This is a genomic window from Psychrobacter sp. FME13 (assembly GCF_014861395.1).
Lineage (GTDB): Bacteria > Pseudomonadota > Gammaproteobacteria > Pseudomonadales > Moraxellaceae > Psychrobacter.
Window position 1 is genome coordinate 1 of the sequence record NZ_RRYV01000001.1, and the last position, 21,933, is coordinate 21,933.

21 protein-coding genes are annotated in these 21,933 nt (G+C 42.0%); 6 read left to right on the plus strand and 15 right to left on the minus strand.

All coding sequences use genetic code 11. The features are described from left to right. Positions 1–635: 635 nt before the first annotated feature. Positions 636–1,538, minus strand: coding sequence for a CDP-diacylglycerol--serine O-phosphatidyltransferase (pssA, locus tag EI164_RS00005; protein WP_225739041.1), 903 nt, complete (start codon positions 1,536–1,538; stop codon positions 636–638). Positions 1,539–1,548: 10 nt separating this feature from the next. Further along, positions 1,549–2,424 (minus strand): 23S rRNA (adenine(2030)-N(6))-methyltransferase RlmJ, encoded by an 876-nt coding sequence (locus tag EI164_RS00010; protein WP_192517968.1) that lies wholly within the window; start codon positions 2,422–2,424, stop codon positions 1,549–1,551. A 140-nt stretch (positions 2,425–2,564) separates the two neighbouring features. Here EI164_RS00010 and EI164_RS00015 point away from each other — a divergent pair, with 140 nt between their 5' ends. Then, positions 2,565–3,320 (plus strand): 2OG-Fe(II) oxygenase, encoded by a 756-nt coding sequence (locus EI164_RS00015; protein WP_192517969.1) that lies wholly within the window; start codon positions 2,565–2,567, stop codon positions 3,318–3,320. Between the two features lie 181 nt (positions 3,321–3,501). Next, positions 3,502–4,719 carry a succinyl-diaminopimelate desuccinylase gene (gene dapE, locus EI164_RS00020; RefSeq protein ID WP_192517970.1) on the plus strand — a complete coding sequence of 406 codons (1,218 nt, stop codon included), beginning with the start codon at positions 3,502–3,504 and terminating at the stop codon, positions 4,717–4,719. Between the two features lie 88 nt (positions 4,720–4,807). Here dapE and EI164_RS00025 read toward each other — a convergent pair whose 3' ends face one another. The 6 genes from EI164_RS00025 to EI164_RS00050 form a co-directional block, all read right to left on the minus strand. After that, positions 4,808–5,311, minus strand: a complete 504-nt coding sequence (locus EI164_RS00025) for a GyrI-like domain-containing protein (protein ID WP_192517971.1) — start codon at positions 5,309–5,311, stop codon at positions 4,808–4,810. Between the two features lie 76 nt (positions 5,312–5,387). Next, complete coding sequence (gene iscX / locus EI164_RS00030; protein WP_010196865.1) at positions 5,388–5,597, minus strand: Fe-S cluster assembly protein IscX; 210 nt, start codon at positions 5,595–5,597, stop codon at positions 5,388–5,390. A 132-nt stretch (positions 5,598–5,729) separates the two neighbouring features. Further along, on the minus strand, positions 5,730–6,266 hold the full coding sequence (locus EI164_RS00035) for an acyl-CoA thioesterase (protein ID WP_192517972.1): 537 nt from the start codon (positions 6,264–6,266) through the stop codon (positions 5,730–5,732). A 144-nt stretch (positions 6,267–6,410) separates the two neighbouring features. Further along, positions 6,411–7,811 carry an NAD(P)(+) transhydrogenase (Re/Si-specific) subunit beta gene (locus tag EI164_RS00040; protein WP_413038413.1) on the minus strand — a complete coding sequence of 467 codons (1,401 nt, stop codon included), beginning with the start codon at positions 7,809–7,811 and terminating at the stop codon, positions 6,411–6,413. Then, a complete protein-coding gene (locus EI164_RS00045; RefSeq protein ID WP_225739043.1) occupies positions 7,808–8,155 on the minus strand; it encodes a proton-translocating transhydrogenase family protein in 348 nt (115 codons plus the stop codon). The genes EI164_RS00040 and EI164_RS00045 overlap by 4 nt, the downstream gene beginning before the upstream one ends. Positions 8,156–8,285: 130 nt before the next feature. Then, the gene (locus EI164_RS00050) at positions 8,286–9,452 is read right to left on the minus strand and encodes a Re/Si-specific NAD(P)(+) transhydrogenase subunit alpha (RefSeq protein WP_192517974.1); all 1,167 of its coding nucleotides are present in this window, start codon (positions 9,450–9,452) and stop codon (positions 8,286–8,288) included. A gap of 509 nt (positions 9,453–9,961) precedes the next feature. Between EI164_RS00050 and yaaA the strand changes: the two genes are divergently transcribed. Continuing rightward, positions 9,962–10,774 carry a peroxide stress protein YaaA gene (gene yaaA, locus EI164_RS00055; protein ID WP_192517975.1) on the plus strand — a complete coding sequence of 271 codons (813 nt, stop codon included), beginning with the start codon at positions 9,962–9,964 and terminating at the stop codon, positions 10,772–10,774. 134 nt (positions 10,775–10,908) lie between these two features. Here the strand turns inward: yaaA and EI164_RS00060 are convergent, their stop codons facing one another. The 3 genes from EI164_RS00060 to EI164_RS00070 all read right to left on the minus strand — a co-directional run bounded on the left by EI164_RS00060 (position 10,909) and on the right by EI164_RS00070 (position 13,872). Further along, positions 10,909–11,421, minus strand: a complete 513-nt coding sequence (locus EI164_RS00060) for a hypothetical protein (protein WP_192517976.1) — start codon at positions 11,419–11,421, stop codon at positions 10,909–10,911. A 385-nt stretch (positions 11,422–11,806) separates the two neighbouring features. Further along, complete coding sequence (groL, locus tag EI164_RS00065; RefSeq protein ID WP_192517977.1) at positions 11,807–13,462, minus strand: chaperonin GroEL; 1,656 nt, start codon at positions 13,460–13,462, stop codon at positions 11,807–11,809. A gap of 119 nt (positions 13,463–13,581) precedes the next feature. After that, complete coding sequence (locus tag EI164_RS00070) at positions 13,582–13,872, minus strand: co-chaperone GroES (RefSeq protein ID WP_192517978.1); 291 nt, start codon at positions 13,870–13,872, stop codon at positions 13,582–13,584. 387 nt (positions 13,873–14,259) lie between these two features. On the opposite strand from EI164_RS00070, the gene EI164_RS00075 reads away from it, so the two are divergent. After that, a complete protein-coding gene (locus EI164_RS00075) occupies positions 14,260–15,048 on the plus strand; it encodes a DUF3108 domain-containing protein (RefSeq protein WP_192517979.1) in 789 nt (262 codons plus the stop codon). A 326-nt stretch (positions 15,049–15,374) separates the two neighbouring features. Here EI164_RS00075 and EI164_RS00080 read toward each other — a convergent pair whose 3' ends face one another. Continuing rightward, positions 15,375–15,827, minus strand: a complete 453-nt coding sequence (locus tag EI164_RS00080; protein ID WP_413038414.1) for a hypothetical protein — start codon at positions 15,825–15,827, stop codon at positions 15,375–15,377. A gap of 105 nt (positions 15,828–15,932) precedes the next feature. Continuing rightward, positions 15,933–16,550, minus strand: a complete 618-nt coding sequence (wrbA, locus tag EI164_RS00085) for an NAD(P)H:quinone oxidoreductase (RefSeq protein ID WP_192517981.1) — start codon at positions 16,548–16,550, stop codon at positions 15,933–15,935. A gap of 275 nt (positions 16,551–16,825) precedes the next feature. Between wrbA and EI164_RS00090 the strand changes: the two genes are divergently transcribed. Both EI164_RS00090 and EI164_RS00095 read left to right on the plus strand, forming a co-directional pair. Beyond that, on the plus strand, positions 16,826–18,367 hold the full coding sequence (locus EI164_RS00090; protein ID WP_192517982.1) for a YihY/virulence factor BrkB family protein: 1,542 nt from the start codon (positions 16,826–16,828) through the stop codon (positions 18,365–18,367). A gap of 414 nt (positions 18,368–18,781) precedes the next feature. After that, a complete protein-coding gene (locus EI164_RS00095) occupies positions 18,782–20,056 on the plus strand; it encodes a cation:proton antiporter (RefSeq protein ID WP_192517983.1) in 1,275 nt (424 codons plus the stop codon). 77 nt (positions 20,057–20,133) lie between these two features. On the opposite strand, the gene EI164_RS00100 is transcribed toward EI164_RS00095, so the two are convergent. Together EI164_RS00100 and EI164_RS00105 are read right to left on the minus strand one after the other, a co-directional pair. Beyond that, the gene (locus EI164_RS00100) at positions 20,134–20,682 is read right to left on the minus strand and encodes a DUF2127 domain-containing protein (protein WP_225739042.1); all 549 of its coding nucleotides are present in this window, start codon (positions 20,680–20,682) and stop codon (positions 20,134–20,136) included. Next, the gene (locus EI164_RS00105; protein ID WP_192517985.1) at positions 20,675–21,886 is read right to left on the minus strand and encodes a dihydroorotase; all 1,212 of its coding nucleotides are present in this window, start codon (positions 21,884–21,886) and stop codon (positions 20,675–20,677) included. Before EI164_RS00105 ends, EI164_RS00100 begins: the two co-directional genes overlap by 8 nt. Positions 21,887–21,933: the final 47 nt, after the last annotated feature.

The window sequence follows — 21,933 nt, forward strand, 5'->3', positions numbered from 1 at the left end:
GTAATGAATTAACTTTGAGTTTTTCTGCTGTCTTAAATGATAATTTTTATAGTTAGTGTTCTACCGAAAAGATAGGCAACCAACTTTATTTTTTAACATTCTGAATCAGCAAAAATCCACACAAGTTGTTCTTTAGTTATGCTTTTAAATAATGCCTGACACTGTCGTCCAGTGCTAGTATTTTCAATCTAACTAGTCTTAGCCAATATGGCTTATCCTATTTAGCGAGCTGACTATCATATCATGATTTAATAGTCTGTCAACTTCTTTTTTAATCTCGTTTCATTGAGTTAACTGGGTTCTATTTAGGTAATTAATACCCCGCTTAACGCCAGTTCTCCCTAATGAGGTGCGTATTATAGACGCTTTATACTGTAAGTCAAGAAGTTATTTTATTTAGTTTGAAGTGTTCGTTTCACCACTTCTTTTAAATAGCCTTCCCTTTCGACTGGGTGGCTTTATACGGAGTTTGAGATATAAAACAAGGGGGAATACTAAATAACCTTAATCTATTTATTGAAGGTAGCAACAAACTCATAAAAAAAGAGCCTACCTAACGGTAAGCCCTTTGATATACGATAATTTGATATACGACAATATACGATTTTTCAATATAGGTGTTATAGAAAGCAGTATTAGCCTTTTACTTTCGTTTTAACCGTCGTTACGATTCCTGACAAGGCGTAGATAATACCAATGGCTAGTATACCGACAGGAATATCATATAACACGATACTCATGATCAGCACACCAATGATCAGCACTACGAAAGGTACTTTCTTTTTGTCAAACTCTTTAAAGCTATAATATTTGACGTTACTCACCATTAGTAAACCACAAATCACTACCCAGCTCGCGAATAATAGCATGACCGCTGTATCGTACTGACCAATCCATTCATTATGATCGACAGCAACCATGACAGCAGAAGTAACTAAGATAGCAGCAAGTGGACTGGCCAAACCAACAAAGTACTTTTTATCAACTTCGCCAATCTGTACATTAAACCGTGCAAGACGAAAAGCACCGCAAGCCGTGAATACAAAAGCACAGCCGATACCGATACGCCCTAATGGCTCTAAAGCAAAGCTATAAATCAAAATGGCTGGTGCCACGCCGAACGCTAACATATCTGCTAAAGAATCATACTGCTCACCAAAAGGGCTTTGGGCGTTAAGCATACGCGCGACACGACCATCAGCACCGTCCAGAATAGCAGATAAGAAGATAGCTAAAGATGCTTTATAAAACTCACCTTGGGTACTGGCCAAAATTGAATAAAATCCTGACAGTAGTGATAAGGTTGTAATCAAATTAGGTGCTAAATAGACACCACGACTCACTATACGCTGACCTTCAGCAACTTCTGCCTCAATCACCTCAAACGTCAAACCATCATAACTGTCATTATTCGCTAGGCGGATATTGAGATCTTGTTCATCAATAAAAGGCGGCTGAGCTGCTGCACGATCTTGTGATACCTCTTCATTTGGCGTCGAGTTATTTGATTGTTCTTTGGGTGATTGCAGGTTAGTCATTTGAATATCCTTATTCGCCTACTAACCAGCGCACATTGGTCGCACTATCAGGTGTTAATTCTGGCGCATCCGCTACTTTGAGTGCAGGTTGTAAGAAACGCTGTATCTCACGTGCATGGTTATCAAACTGCCAAGGCGGGTTGATTACCAATAGACCCGTACCGTTGAGACCAACGGCAACGTCATTCGGATAAACATTCAATTCGCAAACCAACTGACGGCGCATCTCAGTACGTTTCAGCTTTTTGTAAAACAACTCAACGGCTTCAATGTTTTTGATAGGGAACCAAAGCGCATAAGTGCCTTGTGGCCATTTATTATAAGCAGCAACCAACAAGTCAATGAGGCGGGTAAAGTCTTTATGCTCTTGCTCATACGGTGGATCCAGAAAAATCAGACCGCGTTTTTCTTTTGGTGGAATAACTGCAGTAATACCTTCAAAGGCGTCACGATGATGAATACCAATTGGCAGTTTATACAGCTGATAATTCAGCGCATCATATTCGCTAGCTTTGGCCTCAAAGGCTTCGCCACGAACGCCTGCATCTGGATTTTGTTCAACATGATGAGCAATCCACCAAGGAGATCCCGGATAAACTTTATTGTCATAAGTAAATCGAGCTTGCTTGATACCTTCCATATACTGCTTGACGGCAGCAGGCGCTTTTTCGGTATCCGCATTTAGTAAAGCTTGAATACCACCTTTGGCTTCACCTGTCTTACGCGACTCCTCACTGCTTAGTGAATACAGTCCACGACCGCCATAAGCGTCAAGCACATAAAAAGGTTTGTTTTTTTGCCCTAATTGATTAAGTAATTGCACCAATAAAATGTGTTTGACCACATCAGCAAAGTTACCAGCGTGGTAGGCGTGTTTATAGTTCATAATCTCAAAAGTTTAAATAAGAAAAATTGCATCTATGGTAGCATAGGCAGAATAAAATATAATGTGGTTTTGGTAAGTACTTTCAATAAAAAGTATTGATTGCTGGTTGATTAATCGCTAATCGACAATAATGAGACGACATGACTAAAATTATTAGTAACCTTAATGTGACAGGGTTGATGGTCAAGCATCCAATAGGTGCTGACAATCCACCTTTGCTTGCGCCCTGTGTTCATGAGACAAAAGATAAATCATCCACTCAGCACACCTTGCAAATATCTGACTTTGCTGTTCGTTGGGAGGATAAACTGACGGATGAACAGCTCGATAAGTTTGTTAATGATGGTTGGCTCATCATTGATGATGTGTTTAGTCGTACTGCGTTATTAGCCTTGCAAGCAGAAAGTGGGTTTATTGAGTATCGTGATGCTGAGCTGACCGCGGGTGTGCGTCTCAGCGATATTCGCGGTGATAGAATCCGCTGGATTACCGAAAACTTCTTTGCAGGCTATTACTATCTACAAAGCATCAACGCTTTGGCCTCGCTATTCAATCGTAGCTTGTTCGCTGGTATTCGTCATAGTGAAGCGCATTATGCCTGCTATCCGGCAGGATTTGGCTATCAATGGCACAGTGACAACCCTACTGGACGTGACGAGCGCGTTATTTCAGCCGTGTTTTATCTCAACGATCAATGGTCATCTGATAATGGTGGCGCATTAGAAGTCGTCGACAAACATGGCGTTCATCACAATGTTTTGCCAGTTGCTAACCGACTGGTAATATTTGATAGCGACTTGCAGCATCAAGTACAAATCGCCCATAGGCAACGCTATTCTATTGCAACTTGGATGCGCCGCGATAGCTTAGTGCCCTTTGTTGAAGAACATCCGTAGATTATTATCTAGCTTGTGTATAAGCAATATATTCTAGGATTTGTTGAACTTTCAAATGTGGTGGTGCTATTTTAGCGACCAGCAGTCCTAATATTTGAATATTTAACAGACCCTACTCGTCTATCGAATTGTCTATCGAAAAAAGTATTAAAAATTAACTTGATAACCAAAAGGTTCGTTTATGTCTGACATTAATCACCAAACATCTCCTTCTCAACAAACAACGCATCAACAAGAAACATTAGATTTGAGCATCGAACTGCTTGAACGTCCTTCAGTGACGCCAGATGATGATGGTTGCCAAGATATCTTGTCAGAAAGATTAAAACAAGCAGGTTTTGACTGTGAGTTTATGTACTATGGCGATAGACAAGCAAAAGGTGAGCACGCTGAAGTCAAGAACTTGTGGGCACGCCGTGGCAGCACCGATCCTGTCATTTGTTTTGCGGGTCATACTGATGTCGTGCCAACTGGCGATGAAAGTAATTGGACATATCCGCCATTTACACCAACCATCGCTGACGGCTACTTATGGGCGCGCGGTGCCGCTGATATGAAAACAGGTATTGCCGCTTTTACTATCGCATCTGAACGTTTTGTGGCCAATCACCCTGAGCACAAAGGATCAATCGCCTTTTTAATCACTTCTGATGAAGAAGGTCCTTCTATCAATGGTACGGTCAAAGTAATCGAAACCTTAGAAGCGCGCCAAGAAAAAATCACCTATTGCTTGGTTGGTGAACCATCGAGTACCGATACGCTGGGCGATATTATCAAAAACGGTCGCCGTGGCTCATTGGGTGCTGAGCTTACCGTTACGGGTAAACAAGGTCATGTGGCCTACCCGCATCTGGCTTGCAATCCAATTCATGCAGCGATGTCAGCACTGGCTGAACTGACCTCTACTGCATGGGACAGTGGTAACGATTACTTCCCTGCGACGTCGCTGCAAATCTCTAATATCAATGGCGGCACTGGCGCAACCAACGTGATTCCTGAAGCCTTAAACGTTGTCTTTAATTTTCGTTTTTCGACAGAAACCACTGAAGATGAGCTAAAGGCAAAAACGCATGCTATTTTTGATAAGCACTTTGCCAATAGCAAAGCGAGCTACGATATTCATTGGAAATTATCTGGTCAGCCATTTTTGACTCCTGAAGGTAAGCTGGTTTCTGCCTGTCAAAAGGCGATTAAACAAGTAACCGATACTGATACGACGCTATCAACTTCTGGTGGCACATCAGATGGCCGCTTTATCGCACCAACAGGTGCACAAGTCGTTGAACTGGGTGTGCGTAATGCGACGATTCATCAGGTCGATGAAAAAATAGAAGTGGATGATTTGGGCAAACTGGCGCAGATTTATGAAGGTATTTTAGAAAATTTATTGCTAGATTAACAGCTCCTTATTATCATTGAAAAAGCGCCAAATCTGAATTAGATTTGGCGCTTTTTTATTACTTTAACCAACTCAATAAATACCAGATTTACTCAATACCAATATAGACATCGACTTGACCGTATTCTAGATTACCATCGATATAATGTTCAAAATCCACCTTAAAAGTGCGGGTATGCTCACAATCTGGTGCATTGAAATACTCCCAAGCACTTTCCCATGCATTCATCACAGTATTTGGCATGTGCCCTTCTTGAGAAAATACCAAGTACTTGCCTGCAGGAATCTCAACTGTTACTAGCTTACTAGCATTGGCCACACTGTCGCTGCCTGACTGAGCGTCTTGCTCGCTAGCGGTTTTCCAACTGGCCACAACGTCAAACGCTCCTGCTAGATCATCGCTTTCGTAGTTGTGATAGACACCATAAATATCTTCACCTTCAGGGAGCTGACCGACATGGTTTTGATAAAACTTTTGCCATAACCGACCTAACTTAGCCGTTTCATGGCTTATTTCAGCATTATTAGTGGTACGAACGCTGATACCGCTACAAGCTATTGCTTCTGGTAGCTCTTTAATTTGTGATGTCATGATGCGGCCTTTTCTATCTGTTTATTTAGTCTTCTATTTCTATTAATGCTAATACTGGTACTGAAAAGCCTAACGATCAATCTGCTTCATCAATCCAGTTCATTTGAATGGCTTCTAGGATGCCTTCATTTGATTTTTGCGGATCATCATCGAAGCCTTCTAGTTCAGTAACCCAGCGATGCAAGTCCGTAAAACGAATGTATTGCGGATCTGTTTCTGGGAATTTTTCATAAAGCTCAATAGCGATATCTAAGCTATCTGTCCATTTTAATTTTTGCGGGATCATAGTGGCTCCTCATTTTTAACCATTTTAATAAGATAGTCTTGATAAGATAGTTTTAACAATTTGATGGATACTATTTTATCAAAATTCAGCAAATGATTATAGCCAAGTTATTTATATGTCAGCTTATGATATCTACACTGGTTTGGCAGACTTTAAAGCAGATTGGTGTGTGTTCCATGTGGTAATCGTATCAGTCATATGCTCCCCTACCATATCCAATATTTCTGGCGTACATTTGCCTTTTTTGTCTGCAAAAATAAACTTGGTCATACCAATACTCATCAGCTGGTTTTTTACAAAGAAACGATGCTCAAAATATACGTACTTCTGATCCCATCCTGCGACTGTACTACTAAGTGTCACTTTATCCAAAAACTTGATTGGTTTTAGATAGACCATCTCCTGCATAGACATGATCCAATTCAATTTTTTAATGCCTTTTTGGTGACAGCGCGCCATGACCCAGCGTGTGATGTTTAGCTCAATGAATGATAAATAACGATAATTAGGCAGGTGATCACGAAACCCCATATCATGCGGTAATACTCGATAGTGACGGACAGTCGGTTCGATCAAGGTTTCTATACTAATGCCCTCACCCGTTGACTGCTGCTTGAGTTGTTGCTTTAGTAAACTGACCATAATAAAAAAACGTATTAACATATTCATAAGCAGCTCTCTTACCTTTTATTTTTTATACATAATGATAAAATATGAATGCTTCATACTTTAACGCAAAAAAGCCACCTGAGTGACTTTCTTTATTTAAAAACTTATCTGTAAATAATAATAGCTAAAAACATAGCTTAGAGATTAATGACCGCCGCCATTGATAGTACGTACCATCTCTTCGACCATTTTCTTGGCATCACCAAATATCATCATGGTTTTGTCCATGTAGAACAAGCTGTTATCAAGACCTGCATAACCAGTACTCATTGAGCGCTTGATGACCATGACCGTCTGGGCTTTACTGACTTCTAGAATCGGCATACCAAAGATTGGTGAGGTAGGATCATCTTTCGCAGATGGATTCACAACATCATTTGCACCAATAACCAAGACCACGTCTGTACTCGCGAAATCTGAGTTAATCTCGTCCATTTCTAAAATATCATCGTAAGGTACATCCGCTTCAGCCAACAGGACGTTCATGTGCCCTGGCATACGACCCGCAACTGGGTGAATGGCAAAACGAACATTAACACCTTCTTCTTTTAATAACTCATACAACTCTTTTACTGCATTCTGTGCGCGGCCTTGCGCCATTCCATAACCTGGTACGATAACCACGTTACTGGCATTAGACATGAGAAACCCTGCATCTTCTGCTGATCCTGCTTTGTAGTTCTTTGGCGCACCATCATCTCCGCCTGCAGCCACGGCTGACGTACCCATACCACCAAACAAGACATTGAGTAGCGAGCGGTTCATGGCTTTACACATGATATAAGACAAAATCGCACCTGATGAACCGACTAGCGAACCTGCGATAATCAGCATCGAGTTACCAAGGGTGAAACCAATACCTGCTGCTGCCCAACCTGAGAACGAGTTCAATAGTGATACCACTACTGGCATATCACCGCCACCGATTGGCGCAATCCACATCCAACCAAAGATAACCGCAATCACTGCCATCGCATAAAATGCTGGTAATGAATCAGTGACGAAATACACGCCGCCAAAACCAATCATCGCAATGAATAATAGCGCTTGGACAGGTTTTACCCAGCCGCCGACCAGTGTTTTCGCCCAGCTTTTTGCTGCCAATTTACCAAAGGCAAAGACTGAAGCTGAAAAAGTAATCGCACCGATGAAGCAACCAATAAATAGCTCAACACGGGCAACGGCACCATGCTGCTGCTCAGTGTGCAACACTGTCGCAAGTGCAATCGCAACCGCTGCCAAACCGACAAACGAATGCATCAAGGCAACCGTTTCTGGCATTTGAGTCATTGCGACTGTTTTCGCTTTCCACATGCCAACGACAGCACCCAAAATCATCGCTCCGATAATCAACCAAAGCACAGGGCCTTCTGCTAAAAAAAATGTGGTCACGACAGCAATCGCCATCGCTGCCATACCAAAACGATTACCACGGATAGCCGTCTTTGGACTAGATAAACCACGTAGAGTTAAAACAAAAAGGATAGCGCCGACCAGATAAAACCAATCCGCATTTGCCGCAATCATTGCTGAAAAATCATTCATGCGTCGCCTCCAGTTTCAGTCGTATTCGCTTCAAGAACGGGTGCTTTTTTTGGTTTCGGTTTAAACATGGCAAGCATACGCTCAGTCACGGCAAAACCACCGAAAATATTGATACTGGCAAGAAATACTGCAAAGGCACCCAGCAGACTGGTCGGTGTGAACATCGAGCCCTCAATCGTGACCGTTTGTAGCATCGCACCGACGATAACGATACTTGACAAAGCATTGGTTACTGCCATCAATGGCGTGTGCAATGCAGGCGTAACGCCCCAAACCACGTAGTATCCAACAAAAATAGCGAGCACAAATACAGTGAAAATCGCTACAAATGGTGTGCTACTCATGGCAGCACCAGCTGGCGCTGCCGCTAAAATAGTGGCAATCATTTAATCCTCCTAAAATTTATTCATATCTGGCAAATGTGTGGTGACAAAATGTATGGCAATAAGCTATAAAAACTTAGCTCGTCAAGCCTTAGCGTTTAGCGAGGCGTACTTGACTGTCATGTGTCACTGCCAGAGCTCCTTGAATCTCGTCTTCCATGTTTAGCGTAAGCGTCAATGCGCTTGCTGAATCACTACCGTTATCGTCTGTAGTGTCAGGTGTGATTAGCGTGGTGATAAAATTGACCAGGTTATTGGCATACAAATCTGAAGACTGTGCGGCGAGCATCGAGGGAATATTAGCCGCACCAACGATACGTACGCCGTTATCTGTAGTGATGGTTTCGTTGGGTACGCTGCCTTCGACGTTACCACCAGTACCAGCCGCCATATCGATCAGTACTGAACCGGCCTTCATTTTGGCAAGGGTTGCGCCGTGTACCAGGCGAGGGGCGTTACGACCAGGAATCTGCGCGGTGGTAATGACGATGTCAGCATTGCTGAGTGCTTTGTCTACGACAGCGGATTGTTCTTTGATGTATTGTTCAGATGGCGTCCACGCATAGCCACCGGTAGACTTGGCTGTCTCAGCCTCTTCTGCGCTCATCGGTACATCAAGCCATTTACCACCAAGTGACTCCACTTGTTCGCGTGCAGTCGGACGTAGATCACTGGCTTCTACCACTGCACCCAAACGCTTTGCCGTCGCAATCGCCTGCAAACCGGCAACACCAACGCCCAAGATAACGACCTTGGCTGGTTTGACTGTACCTGCTGAGGTCATAAACATCGGGAATGGACGTGAATACTCATTGGCGGCCAGCAACACGGCTTTATAACCAGCAAGGTTGGCCTGAGATGACAGTACATCCATATTCTGTGCGCGTGACAGAGTACGAGGCAATAATTCCATCGCAAATACAGTCGCGCCTTTGGCGGCATAAGTGTCAAGCTGAGTGTTGCGATATGGATCGAGCATGCCAATGACGATCTGACCAGACGACAAGCTTTGGGTGGCTTCAGCTGGTAAGTCATTGACGGTGGTAATAATCTTAGACTGGGTAATCACCTCGGTGCGACTACTGGCAATGTCGGCACCCGCAGCCTGATACAACGCATCAGCATAATATGCTGCCTGACCTGCACCTGACTGAATGACGACTTCAAATCCGAGTTTACGCAATTTTTTGACTGCGTCTGGGGTTATGGCTACACGTCTCTCGCTCGTGATATCTGCACTGATTACACCGATTTTCATACCGTCTCCTTACTTATGTCAAATGACTATATTTACGTCCCACAACTACCGTTGATATTAATACCCTCAGCACCTAAAACAGCACAGTGGACATAAACCTCTAGTCGTGATTAATCCATTAGAGCGACCAAAGAACTATCAATTTAATAAATGATATATAGTTTTTCATCATGCCTTTTTATTATAGAGATATCGTTCGTCAAGTTTCATCGTCTAATGATGACGCACAAGTAAAAGAAAAATTCAGTGATTTGTGTCATCTCTCAATCTTTATTGTTATATTGAGAATTTTTATTTTTCAGAAATACACAATATTTTGTACCATCTAGCCTATCGATATTCTTCGTAACCCTTTAAATTTATACATATTCTAAGCCTAATATAAAAAACCTAAAACAGTGATGAGTCAGTCAATTTCCTCCTCTAACTACCGTATAATAGAAACAATAAACATTTTGATACCTCCATTGTTAATTTGGATTATTGACTCACTATAATAAGGAGTAACCATGTACTTTGTACTTTCACCTGCCAAATCTTTGAACGAAACAGATGCCATACCAATCAATATGGGCAACTACTATAGTCAGCCTGAGCTGATTGAACACTCGCAAGCATTGATGAAAATACTAAAATCAAAAGAGCCAATTGATTTGCAAGAATTGATGGGAATCTCTGATGATTTAGCACAGCTCAATGCTGAGCGTAATCATCAGTGGAACTGGAGTAAGGATCAGCCATTCACCGTTGACGCAACTGCTAATGTAGCCAAACCTGCAGGTTACCTATTCGATGGTGACGTCTATACTGGACTCGATATGTATCACATGGACAAAGACACAGCTATCTATGTGAATGAACATTTGGGGATTTTGTCAGGGCTGTATGGTGTGATCAAACCGCTGGATCTGATTCAGCCGTATCGCCTAGAGATGGGTACCAAGCTAGCAAATGAGCGCGGTGCTAATTTATATGAGTTCTGGGGCGAGGAAGTGACTGGCGTTATCAATACACGAATGAATGATAACGATGATAAAGTACTGGTGAATCTGGCCTCAAACGAGTACTTTAAAGCGGTAAAGAAAAAAGCATTGGATGCTGAAATTATCACCCCACGATTTGAAGACAAAAAAAACGGCCAATATAAAGTGATTAGCTTTTATGCCAAAAAAGCACGTGGTCTAATGGTCAAGTATGCCGCTGATAATAAATTGACTCGTGCTGAGCAATTAAAGCAGTTTAATTTGTCGGGATATTATTATTGTGAAGACGCTTCTGATGACAAGACGTGGACGTTTAGACGAGATGCGGTGAATCAGTAGATTAGTATAAAACTTTTCAGACCTCCATGAAAAACCCCAGCGCGCTCATCTCACTAGGGTTTTTCTATATGGGTTCGAACTAGAGGTTTATTTATATAGATAATTTGGGCTTATGAAATAAGCTCTTTATTTAGCTATTTTTTTGAGCAAGTAAATATTACGCCCTCAGTATCATCTTTTAAGGTCATATTTGATTGTGACAAAGATATAATTGAGGAAGATGCACTTATATTTTTTGGGAACATATCAGTCATATTGAATAACTGATCCATGTATGGATGACTTATATTAGTCAACTTAATATCTTCTAATATTTCAACTAATTTTTTATTATCTATCTCCCACGTGCCTGTACCGAAATAATCGTATTCAAGCGTAATGTTTTCTTTAGGATAGTCGATAATCATCGTACCAAATGTATTACTTCGTTTATTAGTGAAATAAGAAGTACCTCCTTCCATAGTAACAGTTGCATCTTCAACTTCCATTTTGACAGAATCGCAATTCCAAGTACCTACTAACTTAGAGCTATACATCTGATCAATACTTGAAAGGTCGTTTACCTTATTACTTTTAGCCATACTGGAACTATATGGAACAAACAGGGTACTAAGTGAAACAAAAGCTGTGAATAATAATTTCTTCATTAGTTTTCCAAAAAATTGAATAAGAATACTACTTTATGTATAGTTTTTACTAATACTTTGTTTCTATATTATGACTGTTAATTTTAGGATTTTCAAACTAATAATAAACATTTATCTCTTAATCTTAACCCCCGATAAGCTAAGCCTATCGGGGGTTTGTTTTGCGATGCCCACTATAATATTGTATTAAACACAAAAAAGCCCTGCTATCTTTCGATAGCAGAGCTTTTGGTAGTTCAAACACTTCCAAAGAATATTTACAACTTTAGTTAAAAGCGTCTTATGGGTTGACTAAAGAAGTACGACTAGGCAACCAAGTGAAGACTGTACTAATAGTACATCGAGCGAGGTTAACAACGTCGTACAAATTTAGTCGAGGCATAAGTTACATCATGCCGCCCATTCCACCCATACCGCCCATTCCACCAGCAGCACCGCCGCCCATAGCAGCCATGCCATCATCACTTTGTGGCAGATCAGTGATCATCACTTCGGTGGTTAGCATTAGACCTGCAACAGATGCAGCGTTTTCTAGTGCTGAACGTGATACTTTAGCAGGATCTAGGATACCCATTTCGAGCATATCAGCGTACTCACCAGTAGCAGCATTATAACCATAGTTGCCGCTGCCGTTTTTCACTTCGTTGACTACCACTGACGCTTCTTCGCCTGAGTTAGTCACGATTTGACGTAATGGTGCTTCCATCGCGCGACGTAAAATGTTGATACCTGCGTTTTGGTCGTCGTTGTCGCCTATCAACTCAGACAAAGCAGTCATGGCACGAACCAGAGCAACACCGCCGCCAGGTACAACGCCTTCTTCTACCGCTGCACGAGTTGCATGTAGCGCATCATCAACACGGTCTTTCTTCTCTTTCATTTCAGTTTCAGTCGCTGCGCCAACTTTGATAACAGCAACGCCGCCAGCCAATTTAGCCATGCGCTCTTGAAGCTTTTCTTTGTCATAGTCAGACGTTGATTCTTCAACTTGACGTTTGATAGAGTCAACACGGTTCTCGATATCAGCAGTGTTACCAGCGCCATCAACGATTACGGTGTTTTCTTTACCGACTGTCACTTTCTTAGCCGTACCTAGCTGCTCTAAAGTAGCAGTCTCTAGGCTTAGACCAATCTCTTCAGAGATGACCGTACCGCCAGTCAATGTTGCGATGTCTTCTAGCATTGCTTTACGACGATCGCCGAAACCTGGTGCTTTAACAGCACAAGTTTTTAAGCCGCCACGCATGTTGTTGACCACTAGCGTCGCCAATGCTTCGTTTTCTACATCTTCAGCGATGATTAGCAATGGTTTGCTCTGCTGCATTACTTGCTCGAGTAATGGCACGATTTCGCGGATGTTGCTGATTTTTTTGTCAACCAATAAGATATATGGGTTTTCAAACTCAGCAGTTAAGCTGTCTTGCTTGTTAGCGAAGTATGGGCTGATGTAACCACGGTCAAACTGCATACCTTCTACAACTTCTAGGGTATCTTCAAAGCTTGAACCTTCTTCAACAGTGATCACGCCTTGCTTACCGACTTTTTCCATCGCTTGAGCAATAAGCTCACCGATTTTGGTGTCTGAGTTAGCAGAGATAGAACCTACTTGAGCGATCGCTTTTGAGTCATCCGCTGGTGTAGATAGGTTATGAATCTCTTGAACCGCTGCACGTACCGCTTTATCGATACCACGCTTTAGATCCATTGGGTTCATGCCAGCAGCAACTGACTTCATGCCTTCTTGTAGAATTGACTGAGCCAATACAGTCGCAGTCGTCGTACCATCACCAGCGACATCATTTGTGCGGCTAGCCACTTCACGAACCAACTGTGCGCCCATGTTTTCGAATTTGTTTTCAAGTTCGATTTCTTTGGCAACTGATACACCATCTTTTGTGATCGTTGGCGCACCGAATGACTTGTCGATAACCACGTTGCGACCTTTAGGGCCTAGCGTTACTTTTACTGCGTTTGCTAAAACGTTTACGCCGTCCATCATTTGTTTACGGGCATCAATGCCGAATTTTACGTCTTTTGCCATGTTAAATTACTCCACTATTATAAGTATGAGAATATGATTGATTTGATATTTGCTAATCAAAAGTAGTTATTAGAAACTGTTATCAAAATGTGCTGAGTATAAAATGATACTCAAAAGGACTAACCTTCTAGCACACCCAATACATCAGACTCTTTCATAATCAATAGTTCTTCACCATCAGCTTTTACCGTTTGACCAGCATATTGACCGAACAAAACTTTGTCGCCAGCTTTTACATCTAACGCACGAATTTCACCGTTGTCACGAACCTGACCGTTACCCACTGCTAGCACTTCACCTTGTGATGGTTTTTCTTGTGCAGAACCAGGAAGTAAGATACCACCAGCAGTTTTTGTCTCTTCTTCTATACGGCGGACGACAATACGGTCATGTAAAGGACGAATGTTCATCGATATGACTCCAAAAGTTGGTTATTAAAATTAAGGGTTTATTTGAATTAATGGTCTCAATACCGATATCTGTAACAAGTGCCGCTAAAAGCAGCGTATTACAGATAAGCGTTGAGCTTGTATCAAAAAATGGGGGCAAGATGTATTCGCTTCAAGTGTAAATCCTAAAAATTTATAAGTATTTTCTAAGACATTTGAGTATGGCGGCATGAACTCAACGCGTTTTGATAGCAACATTAGATACAAGAGCAACACACCACTGGCAGCAACTACTCTTGAAAACGTAACAAGGTATGACCATTATAGTGTTTATAAAAATCTTAATATGATAAATAGAAATTGATATATCAACGATACTTGATCTAATATTTGACCTAAGGAACCTTTATGCGTTTTTCACTAACGAATAAAAACTCACGAATAGACAAATCTGACAATTTCAAAAACAGTAAGTCTAAAAAAAACGGCAAGTCTAAACTGTTAGCAGCGTTAACCTCAGGTGCTAGTATTGCTGCTATTAGCGCTGCCAGCATGGCGGCTCCCACTATTGCTAGCGCAAAAACCATCCAGCCTTCAAGTGCCAATTATAGCTTTACCGTAGAAGACAAATACAAAGGTACGGCGACTCGTACGCTAAGCAAATCAGGCAGCACATGGAAATACAATGTCAGTGCTCGCGTCGCTGGTGTGGCAAGTGCCTCACAAAACAGTACCTTTACCATTAACGGTAACAACGTCAGTCCAAGCAAAGCCAGTACTACTTATAAGCTATTAGGCATTGGTCGCACGCATAAGCTAGACTTTAACTCGAGCACTAAAAAGGTTGTGAGTAACTATAAAGGCAAATCAACGACTTTGAACATGTCGCAACAAGCCTTTGATGACTTGAGCCTTGAAGTACAGATTCGCCAAGATTTATTGAACGGTAAATTCTCTGGTAATTACTACATGGCGAAAAAAGACAAAATAGAAAAGACCCCATTCAAAAAATCTGGCAGCAGCAAAATCACCGTACCCGCTGGTACTTTTGATACAGTTCGTGTCGACCGTGTCCACGATGACAATAGCCGCTCTACCAGCTTTTGGTTAGCACCAAGCTTAGACTACTTACCAGTAAAAGTAAGTCAGGTAAATGATGGCAAGAAAATGGATTTAGAATTAACCAAGCTTAACTAAGCTAGTTGTTACTAGTCCATTCGTGGAACCCAAAGAAAGATCATAAAAAAGCGGCGCTCCGATATAGAGCGCCGCTTTTTTAGCTTTATACGATGGGTACTGGTATTTTTACTTTATACTGACAACTAATAAACTACACTTGGTAAGCGTTACTTGTTGAGCACTACTTATTGAATATAGTCGACCCACTATAAAATAAATACAGCGATATGGGTTACATTTTGCGCTGCCTCTGTCTGCGTAGGCACAGCAAGCAAGAAAAATGTAACCCATATCGCGTAGTTGCACCTCTTTTATTTAGGATTGACAATATTAGGAAAACTGACTCACTGACGAGGTTTTTTGACCACATTGTTCATCGAAGGCAGTCGTTTAAGTAAAATAAACAGCCAAAAATTGATAGACAGCAATAGCACAAAATCAATGATATAGACGGCTATCTCTGCCCAGCTACTACCGTAAGCTCTAGCAAACAATACCACTCCACTCCCACCTAGATAGACAAGTATAAACATACTGCTAATTAATAACGCATAAGGTGAGCGTCCACGTAATATCGATGGCGTCAAAATGAGTGCAGGGACTAGCCACAGCGCTTGCCATGCGACACCACCCACGATATCAGGGCTACTCGGGTTGAATACATTAATAAGTATAGGCAGCCCCAGCAATCGATAGGCGAGCCAAATCAGCCACGTCACCATCAAGCGCTGACGGATAGGTGCAATCGGTTTTTTTACTTTGACAGGCTTAGCAGTTTTTTTTGCTGGAGCAGTCATATTTGTCTCACTGTCGGAGCGGTTTGTAGCCATTAGATATATGTTTTTCCTAATTAATAGCGTTATATAGTCAGTGCTCTATGTGCTGCCTGCTATAAAAATCGCCTAGCGACGCCAGTTAGCTTGAGCCAATGCTTTGGCACTCACTGCCAGACGATGGCCTTGAGCAATTGCCAGCTCACTCTCATCGGCAGATACAGGTTGATCGTGTGCCGCACCACTGACGTGACTGGCTCCATAAGGCGACCCACCACGATGGGTACGGTTTAGCGCTGGCTCTGCATAAGGCAAGCCAACGATAATCATGCCATGATGCATCAATGGCAACATCATCGTGAGCAATGTCGTTTCTTGACCGCCATGCATCGAACCGGTCGCCGTAAATACTGAAGCTGGCTTGTTTTGTAAATCTCCTGCTAGCCAAATGGTCACAGTGTTGTCCCAAAAGTATTTCATGGGTGCTGCCATATTACCAAAGTGCGTTGGGCTACCAAGCGCCAGACCGCTACAGTTTTTTAGGTCATCCATGGTGCAATAAAGGTCACCGTCATCAGGTATGGCAGGCTTGCTAGATGTCGTCTCGGGCGCGACAGTTGGCACAGTACGAATACGTGCCGTCATACCAGCATCCTCAATACCTTGGGCGATAGCATATGCCAATGTCTTAGTCGTACCGTAGCTAGAATAATAAAGTACCAACACGTAAGGGGCAGTCTGACTCATTAGCAACACTTCCTCAGAAAATCATTAACGTTATGATTGATAGTAATAGCGTTTTTTGTGGTAGAGCCATTTATAGAGAATCATTCATAGCAAACCACTCATCACAAAAGCATCCACATTAATGCCACTATCAATATAGGTGCACATTATGCCCGAGTCATTCACTCACATGCAAACAACCTCACATTACATTGTAGCGGGTAACACTCTATATCAGTGGTAACCATAAATCTTTGTTACACTATTGTCACTACAATACCTGTTAGACGATAAATATGGAAAACTTAACAAAAAAAATCCCGTTTTTACAACAACGGTGGTTTCAGTTTTTGCGTTTTTTATTTGGGCATTTCTTTGAGGATAACTGCCAACAAAAAGCCGCCTCTCTAACCTATACCACCATGCTATCAATAGTGCCGATGTTGACGGTACTGTTGATGATTTTGTCTTCTGTACCCGCACTTGCTTCCGTCAGAGCACAGATATATAACGTGATTTATAGCAACTTGCTACCACAATCTAGCATGCAGGTTAGCGAATACATCAACAATTTTGCTGAAAAATCCTCTAACTTAACGGTCATTGGTGCGATGGTGTTGTTTTTTACGACAATCATGACGTTGACGACTATTGAACGTGCTTTCAACCAGATTTGGCGAGTAGAAAACCGCTCTGGTGGTTTAAAAAGCATGCTGCGCTACTGGACGATGGTGACACTAGGGCCGTTAGTATTAGGTACCGCTTTTATTGCCTCAAGTGCGGTTCAGAGCATGAGTTTCTTGAATCAACAGGTTGCAGGCTACGGTATTGACTGGTCCATTTGGGTTCGAGGTGTCACCATCGGTATCACCGTTGCAGGGTTCATCGGTATGTACTGGTTCATTCCGAAAGCACGCGTACCAGCGAAAAGCGCGGCAATAGCAGGTGTATTGGTAGCCATCATTTTTGAATTGATGAAATACCTATTTGGTACTGTTATGGCAAACTTTACCAGTTATGAAGCCATTTACGGAGCGTTTGCGGCACTGCCGATATTCTTACTTTGGATTTATCTATCATGGAATTTGATTTTATTGGGTGTTGAAATTAGTTATACCCTGACTATTTTTGAGACCGAAGAAATTTGTCCACGCCACCCGTTGCTAAGCTTGCTAGACATGCTTAATCTAGTATACACCTACCATTTAAAAGGAGAAGCTGTCAGTGAACGGGCACTGCGCAGCATACTGGGACGCAAAGAGCTGCCCAAATGGTATACCTATATTAACTACTTACAGAGCAGCAATCTCATCATTATGACCGAAGATAACGACTATGTTCTCAAAAAAGACTTGAGTACCATGACGTTGTGGGATTTTTATCGCACGCTACCCTACCCCCTACCCATCAAAGATGAATTTGAAGGGATGAGTCTAGAAGATCAAACACCTTGGTTTAGCTTACTAATAGATCGTTTTGAGCATACAGAGGCTTATGCTAAACAGCAACTAGACTTGCCGTTGAGCCTTATTTTTGCAAATGCTGAACCACGCAAAAAAACCTCTGCCAATAAAGAAAACTTTAAAGGTCATGACCCCCATTTATTTAGAAAAACTACCGCTACTACAACAGATCAATGGGCAAAGGAGTATTCAGGTAAGGAAAAAACTCCACACTTTGAGCCTATGCCCTATGACAAAAACAGTGACATAACAGTCGATGACCATCACAATGAAACTCTCACTCCTCAAGATATAAATGATGATGTTGTAGTGGATAACCAACACTCTAATCATAAGAGAGATATCATTACTGAAGCTGACAACCCTGTGAGCTAAACAACGCTGCGGGCCAAACACAGTCAAACGCTTATCCATCCGCTATAGTCAAAGCACTATAAAATAGGACAGTCAAAGAGCTCTAAAATGGGTACAAAGCTGCCAACTGCAAATTATATAAGTAGTACATCTTAAGGATAGCCAACGCGATAGTGGTTTAATTGTTCGCTGACTATACATCGTCATCCTTGTGCGGGGTACTACTTGTCCTGTTTATACTTTGACTATATTAGTGTGCTTGATAGATATGTCCATCAATCCCTGTCATCACCATTAAAAAACCTTGTCCCCACCCATAAATTTGATACCCATTACTGGTATTAAAGCGATAAAATAGTAATAAAATAATCAATCCGTCTTAATGCTCATAAGCATCAAGCGTAAGCCTTTTAATCCTCACTTGAGACCCTTTTCATGACTTCTACAAGCAACCTCACCGTACTGGAAATCAGTGCAATATTTTTGTCTATCACGGCTTTACTCACTTATATCAATCATCGTTTTATCGGTCTACCGACCACGATTGGCGTGATGGTTATCTCTATTGTTTTATCTATCGGTGCGATATTTTTGGGATTTTTAGGATTTGATCAGCTTATTGATTATGAAGTGAGCTTGTTAGAGCAGCTCGATTTTACCGAGGTATTATTAGATGGCATGCTTTCTATGCTGCTATTCGCAGGTGCGCTTCATGTCAATATTGGTGATTTGAAACGCTATAAACTACCGATTGGTATTCTTGCCTGTGTGGGTACTATTGTCTCGGCGATGCTTATTGCCTCTGCACTATACTTTATGTTGCCGCTACTTGGTTTCGGCTTACCGTTTCTTTGGTGCTTATTGTTTGGTGCACTCATATCACCGACTGACCCTATTGCTGTAATGGGTATTCTGTCGTCAGCAGGTGCGCCAAAAAGTATAGAAACGGTCATCGCTGGTGAGTCATTATTTAATGATGGTATCGGTGTGGTTATCTTTGTGCTATTACTTGGTATTTTATCTAGTGGTGACATCCCAACGGCCGACTACGTGGCACATACCTTAGCTGTGGAAGCAGGTGGCGGTATTGTCTTTGGCTTAGTACTTGGGGCGATTTTGTATTATATGCTCAAGAGTATCGACAGCTATCAAGAAGAAGTATTATTAACACTTGCAGGCGTGATAGGTGGTTATGCATTGGCCAGTCATTGGCATCTATCAGGACCACTCGCGATGGTGATGATGGGGTTAATGGTTGGTAATCGCGGGCGTGCCTTCGCTATGAGCGATAAGACCCGTCATTATATTGATTTGTTTTGGGAATTGATTGATGAGATTTTGAACGCTATTTTATTCGTACTGATCGGTCTAGAAGTGGTAATGATTGCCTATTCTGGTAATTTATTTATTGCAGCTGGTTTAACGATTGTCATTGCCTTGCTTGCTCGGTTTATCGTCGTGGGTATGACCACGAAAACCTTCCATCGTCAGCTTGATTTGCCGACGGGTGCATGGAAAGTACTGACATGGGGCGGATTACGTGGTGGTATCTCCGTTGCTTTAGTCTTGCAACTCCCCATTGGCAACGAGCGTGACATCTTATTGGCGCTCACTTATGCGGTGGTGATTTTCTCTATTTTGGTACAGGGTCTGAGCGTTGGCAAAGTCGCTAAGAGCATTCGTACTGACAAAAAGATTTTAGATGCATAGACAGTAAATACGCTTTATAAAAAATCCAGCATAAGAAATCTATCTTATGCTGGATTTTTTATAAATATTTTAAGACTTTATATCAAGCCTTTTCGTTTCATATTACGATAAACCACGATAACAATCAAAATATTAGATACCAATATGATTAGTTTAAACCAATCAAATGGTCGGACTATTAGATAGTACAGCTCAATCGGAATAAATATCCCATAACCCAATACACCAAACCAATATGCCCAAGTTTTATCTTGCCATAAACCATAAGCCTCAAGAAATCGTAAGCTGGCATAAGCAAAAATTATTAATAAAAATAATGACCAATTTTTACTTGCCTGCTGAGTAATGCGGACTGCGCTATCAATTTGCGGTGCAAATAGATGACCAAAGCTGTGCTGCCACGAGACTGCTAGCGTCTTAAACCAATGCACTATATCCCTATGCCATAACCACAACGCAACAGCACCCAACAAAGCACCCGCACCTTTGACTATCTCATAAATTGCTACCGCTCGGATAGACTCACTAGAAGTACTGTGTCGTTTGTCTGGTTGGTCAACTAAGTCGGTAACGCAATCCTTCGAGGATGGCGGCCGACTGTCATCCTGTTGCGGTAAATTAACCAAAGAAAGTCTCCACAACGCGTCCTTGCAGTTGCTGATTAAAAAACGGCGTGTTTTTACCATTCGATAACATCGATTGTGCAGTCACCTGCCATGTTAGATTTGGGTCAACCAATACTGCACCGCCAATGCTTTCATACTGCTCGCTAATACCTGCTATTTTTGCCGGATTGAGACAGATTTTATCTACCAATTGCTCTAACGTCAGCACCTCATCATGTACCAACTGACAGGCTAACGCCATGAATGTATCAAAATTTGAGATGCCTGGTGTGCTCTCAGCAAATGGTGCTTTTTTCGCTGTACTGTTCAGTGGCTCATGATGACTACAAATCGCATCAATCGTGCCATCTTTTAAGCCACGGCGGATGGCTTGTTGATCAGTATTACTACGCAGAGGTGGCAACACATATGCTTGAGCGTTGAAGCCTTCCAAATTATCATCGGTTAAATACAGTTGGTGCATCGCTACATCACAAGTCACTGGTAGCCCCTTGTCTTTCGCCCAGCGCATCAGCTCTATTGAAGACTTGCAAGACAGCTGACTGAAGTGAGCTGCTATCCCCGTTTCTTCAACCATCAATAACTGGGTAGACAAGGCAACTGTTTCCGCAATCCATGGAATACCTTGTAGTCCATGATATGAAGCGATATAACCTTCGTGCGCCACTCCATCTCCAGACAGGCTTGCCTCATCAGGATAAAAGAACACTTTCATGCCAAAAGTTGCAGCATACTCTAATGTACGTAATAGCACTAAGTCATTACGAAAAGGTCTGCGTGCGTTAGAGACTGCTATACAGCCACCTTTCTTTAATCCTGCAATATTAGATGGACGCTCACCCTCTAGCCCCGCAGTCAACGCACCTAATACATGCAAATGAATGCCACCATCTTCAAGCGCACGCTCACGCAACCCTTTGAGTAGCGAGCCATTTTCTAAAATAGGGTTTGTATCAGGTGGAACCACCACATGCAAAAAACCATTACCACGAGCAGCACTACCTTCTGATTTAAGCGTGCCGTGCTGCTGTTGCCCTGGCTCACGTAAGCGTGCGCATAGATCAACCAACGGTGGCAGCAACCACATCTCACGTTCAGCCTCAAGAGAGGCTAGCTTATCAGTCACTGCACTTGGTAATGCATTTTTAATGGTGTTAGGAAGGTGGTCAAGTACCGGTGCATCAGTGTTTATCATATTGGACATGAGCGTTATTACCGTATCAATAAAATGAAATAATGAAGAATAAAATA

Excerpts from the sequence above, each read along its gene's own strand:
- pssA (WP_225739041.1), bottom strand. The coding sequence starts at position 1,538 with ATGACTAACCTGCAATCACCCAAAGAACAATCAAATAACTCGACGCCA.
- EI164_RS00010 (WP_192517968.1), bottom strand. The coding sequence starts at position 2,424 with ATGAACTATAAACACGCCTACCACGCTGGTAACTTTGCTGATGTGGTC.
- EI164_RS00015 (WP_192517969.1), top strand. The coding sequence starts at position 2,565 with ATGACTAAAATTATTAGTAACCTTAATGTGACAGGGTTGATGGTCAAG.
- dapE (WP_192517970.1), top strand. The coding sequence starts at position 3,502 with ATGTCTGACATTAATCACCAAACATCTCCTTCTCAACAAACAACGCAT.
- EI164_RS00025 (WP_192517971.1), bottom strand. The coding sequence starts at position 5,311 with ATGACATCACAAATTAAAGAGCTACCAGAAGCAATAGCTTGTAGCGGT.
- iscX (WP_010196865.1), bottom strand. The coding sequence starts at position 5,597 with ATGATCCCGCAAAAATTAAAATGGACAGATAGCTTAGATATCGCTATT.
- EI164_RS00035 (WP_192517972.1), bottom strand. The coding sequence starts at position 6,266 with ATGAATATGTTAATACGTTTTTTTATTATGGTCAGTTTACTAAAGCAA.
- EI164_RS00040 (WP_413038413.1), bottom strand. The coding sequence starts at position 7,811 with ATGAATGATTTTTCAGCAATGATTGCGGCAAATGCGGATTGGTTTTAT.
- EI164_RS00045 (WP_225739043.1), bottom strand. The coding sequence starts at position 8,155 with ATGAGTAGCACACCATTTGTAGCGATTTTCACTGTATTTGTGCTCGCT.
- EI164_RS00050 (WP_192517974.1), bottom strand. The coding sequence starts at position 9,452 with ATGAAAATCGGTGTAATCAGTGCAGATATCACGAGCGAGAGACGTGTA.
- yaaA (WP_192517975.1), top strand. The coding sequence starts at position 9,962 with ATGTACTTTGTACTTTCACCTGCCAAATCTTTGAACGAAACAGATGCC.
- EI164_RS00060 (WP_192517976.1), bottom strand. The coding sequence starts at position 11,421 with ATGAAGAAATTATTATTCACAGCTTTTGTTTCACTTAGTACCCTGTTT.
- groL (WP_192517977.1), bottom strand. The coding sequence starts at position 13,462 with ATGGCAAAAGACGTAAAATTCGGCATTGATGCCCGTAAACAAATGATG.
- EI164_RS00070 (WP_192517978.1), bottom strand. The coding sequence starts at position 13,872 with ATGAACATTCGTCCTTTACATGACCGTATTGTCGTCCGCCGTATAGAA.
- EI164_RS00075 (WP_192517979.1), top strand. The coding sequence starts at position 14,260 with ATGCGTTTTTCACTAACGAATAAAAACTCACGAATAGACAAATCTGAC.
- EI164_RS00080 (WP_413038414.1), bottom strand. The coding sequence starts at position 15,827 with ATGACTGCTCCAGCAAAAAAAACTGCTAAGCCTGTCAAAGTAAAAAAA.
- wrbA (WP_192517981.1), bottom strand. The coding sequence starts at position 16,550 with ATGAGTCAGACTGCCCCTTACGTGTTGGTACTTTATTATTCTAGCTAC.
- EI164_RS00090 (WP_192517982.1), top strand. The coding sequence starts at position 16,826 with ATGGAAAACTTAACAAAAAAAATCCCGTTTTTACAACAACGGTGGTTT.
- EI164_RS00095 (WP_192517983.1), top strand. The coding sequence starts at position 18,782 with ATGACTTCTACAAGCAACCTCACCGTACTGGAAATCAGTGCAATATTT.
- EI164_RS00105 (WP_192517985.1), bottom strand. The coding sequence starts at position 21,886 with ATGTCCAATATGATAAACACTGATGCACCGGTACTTGACCACCTTCCT.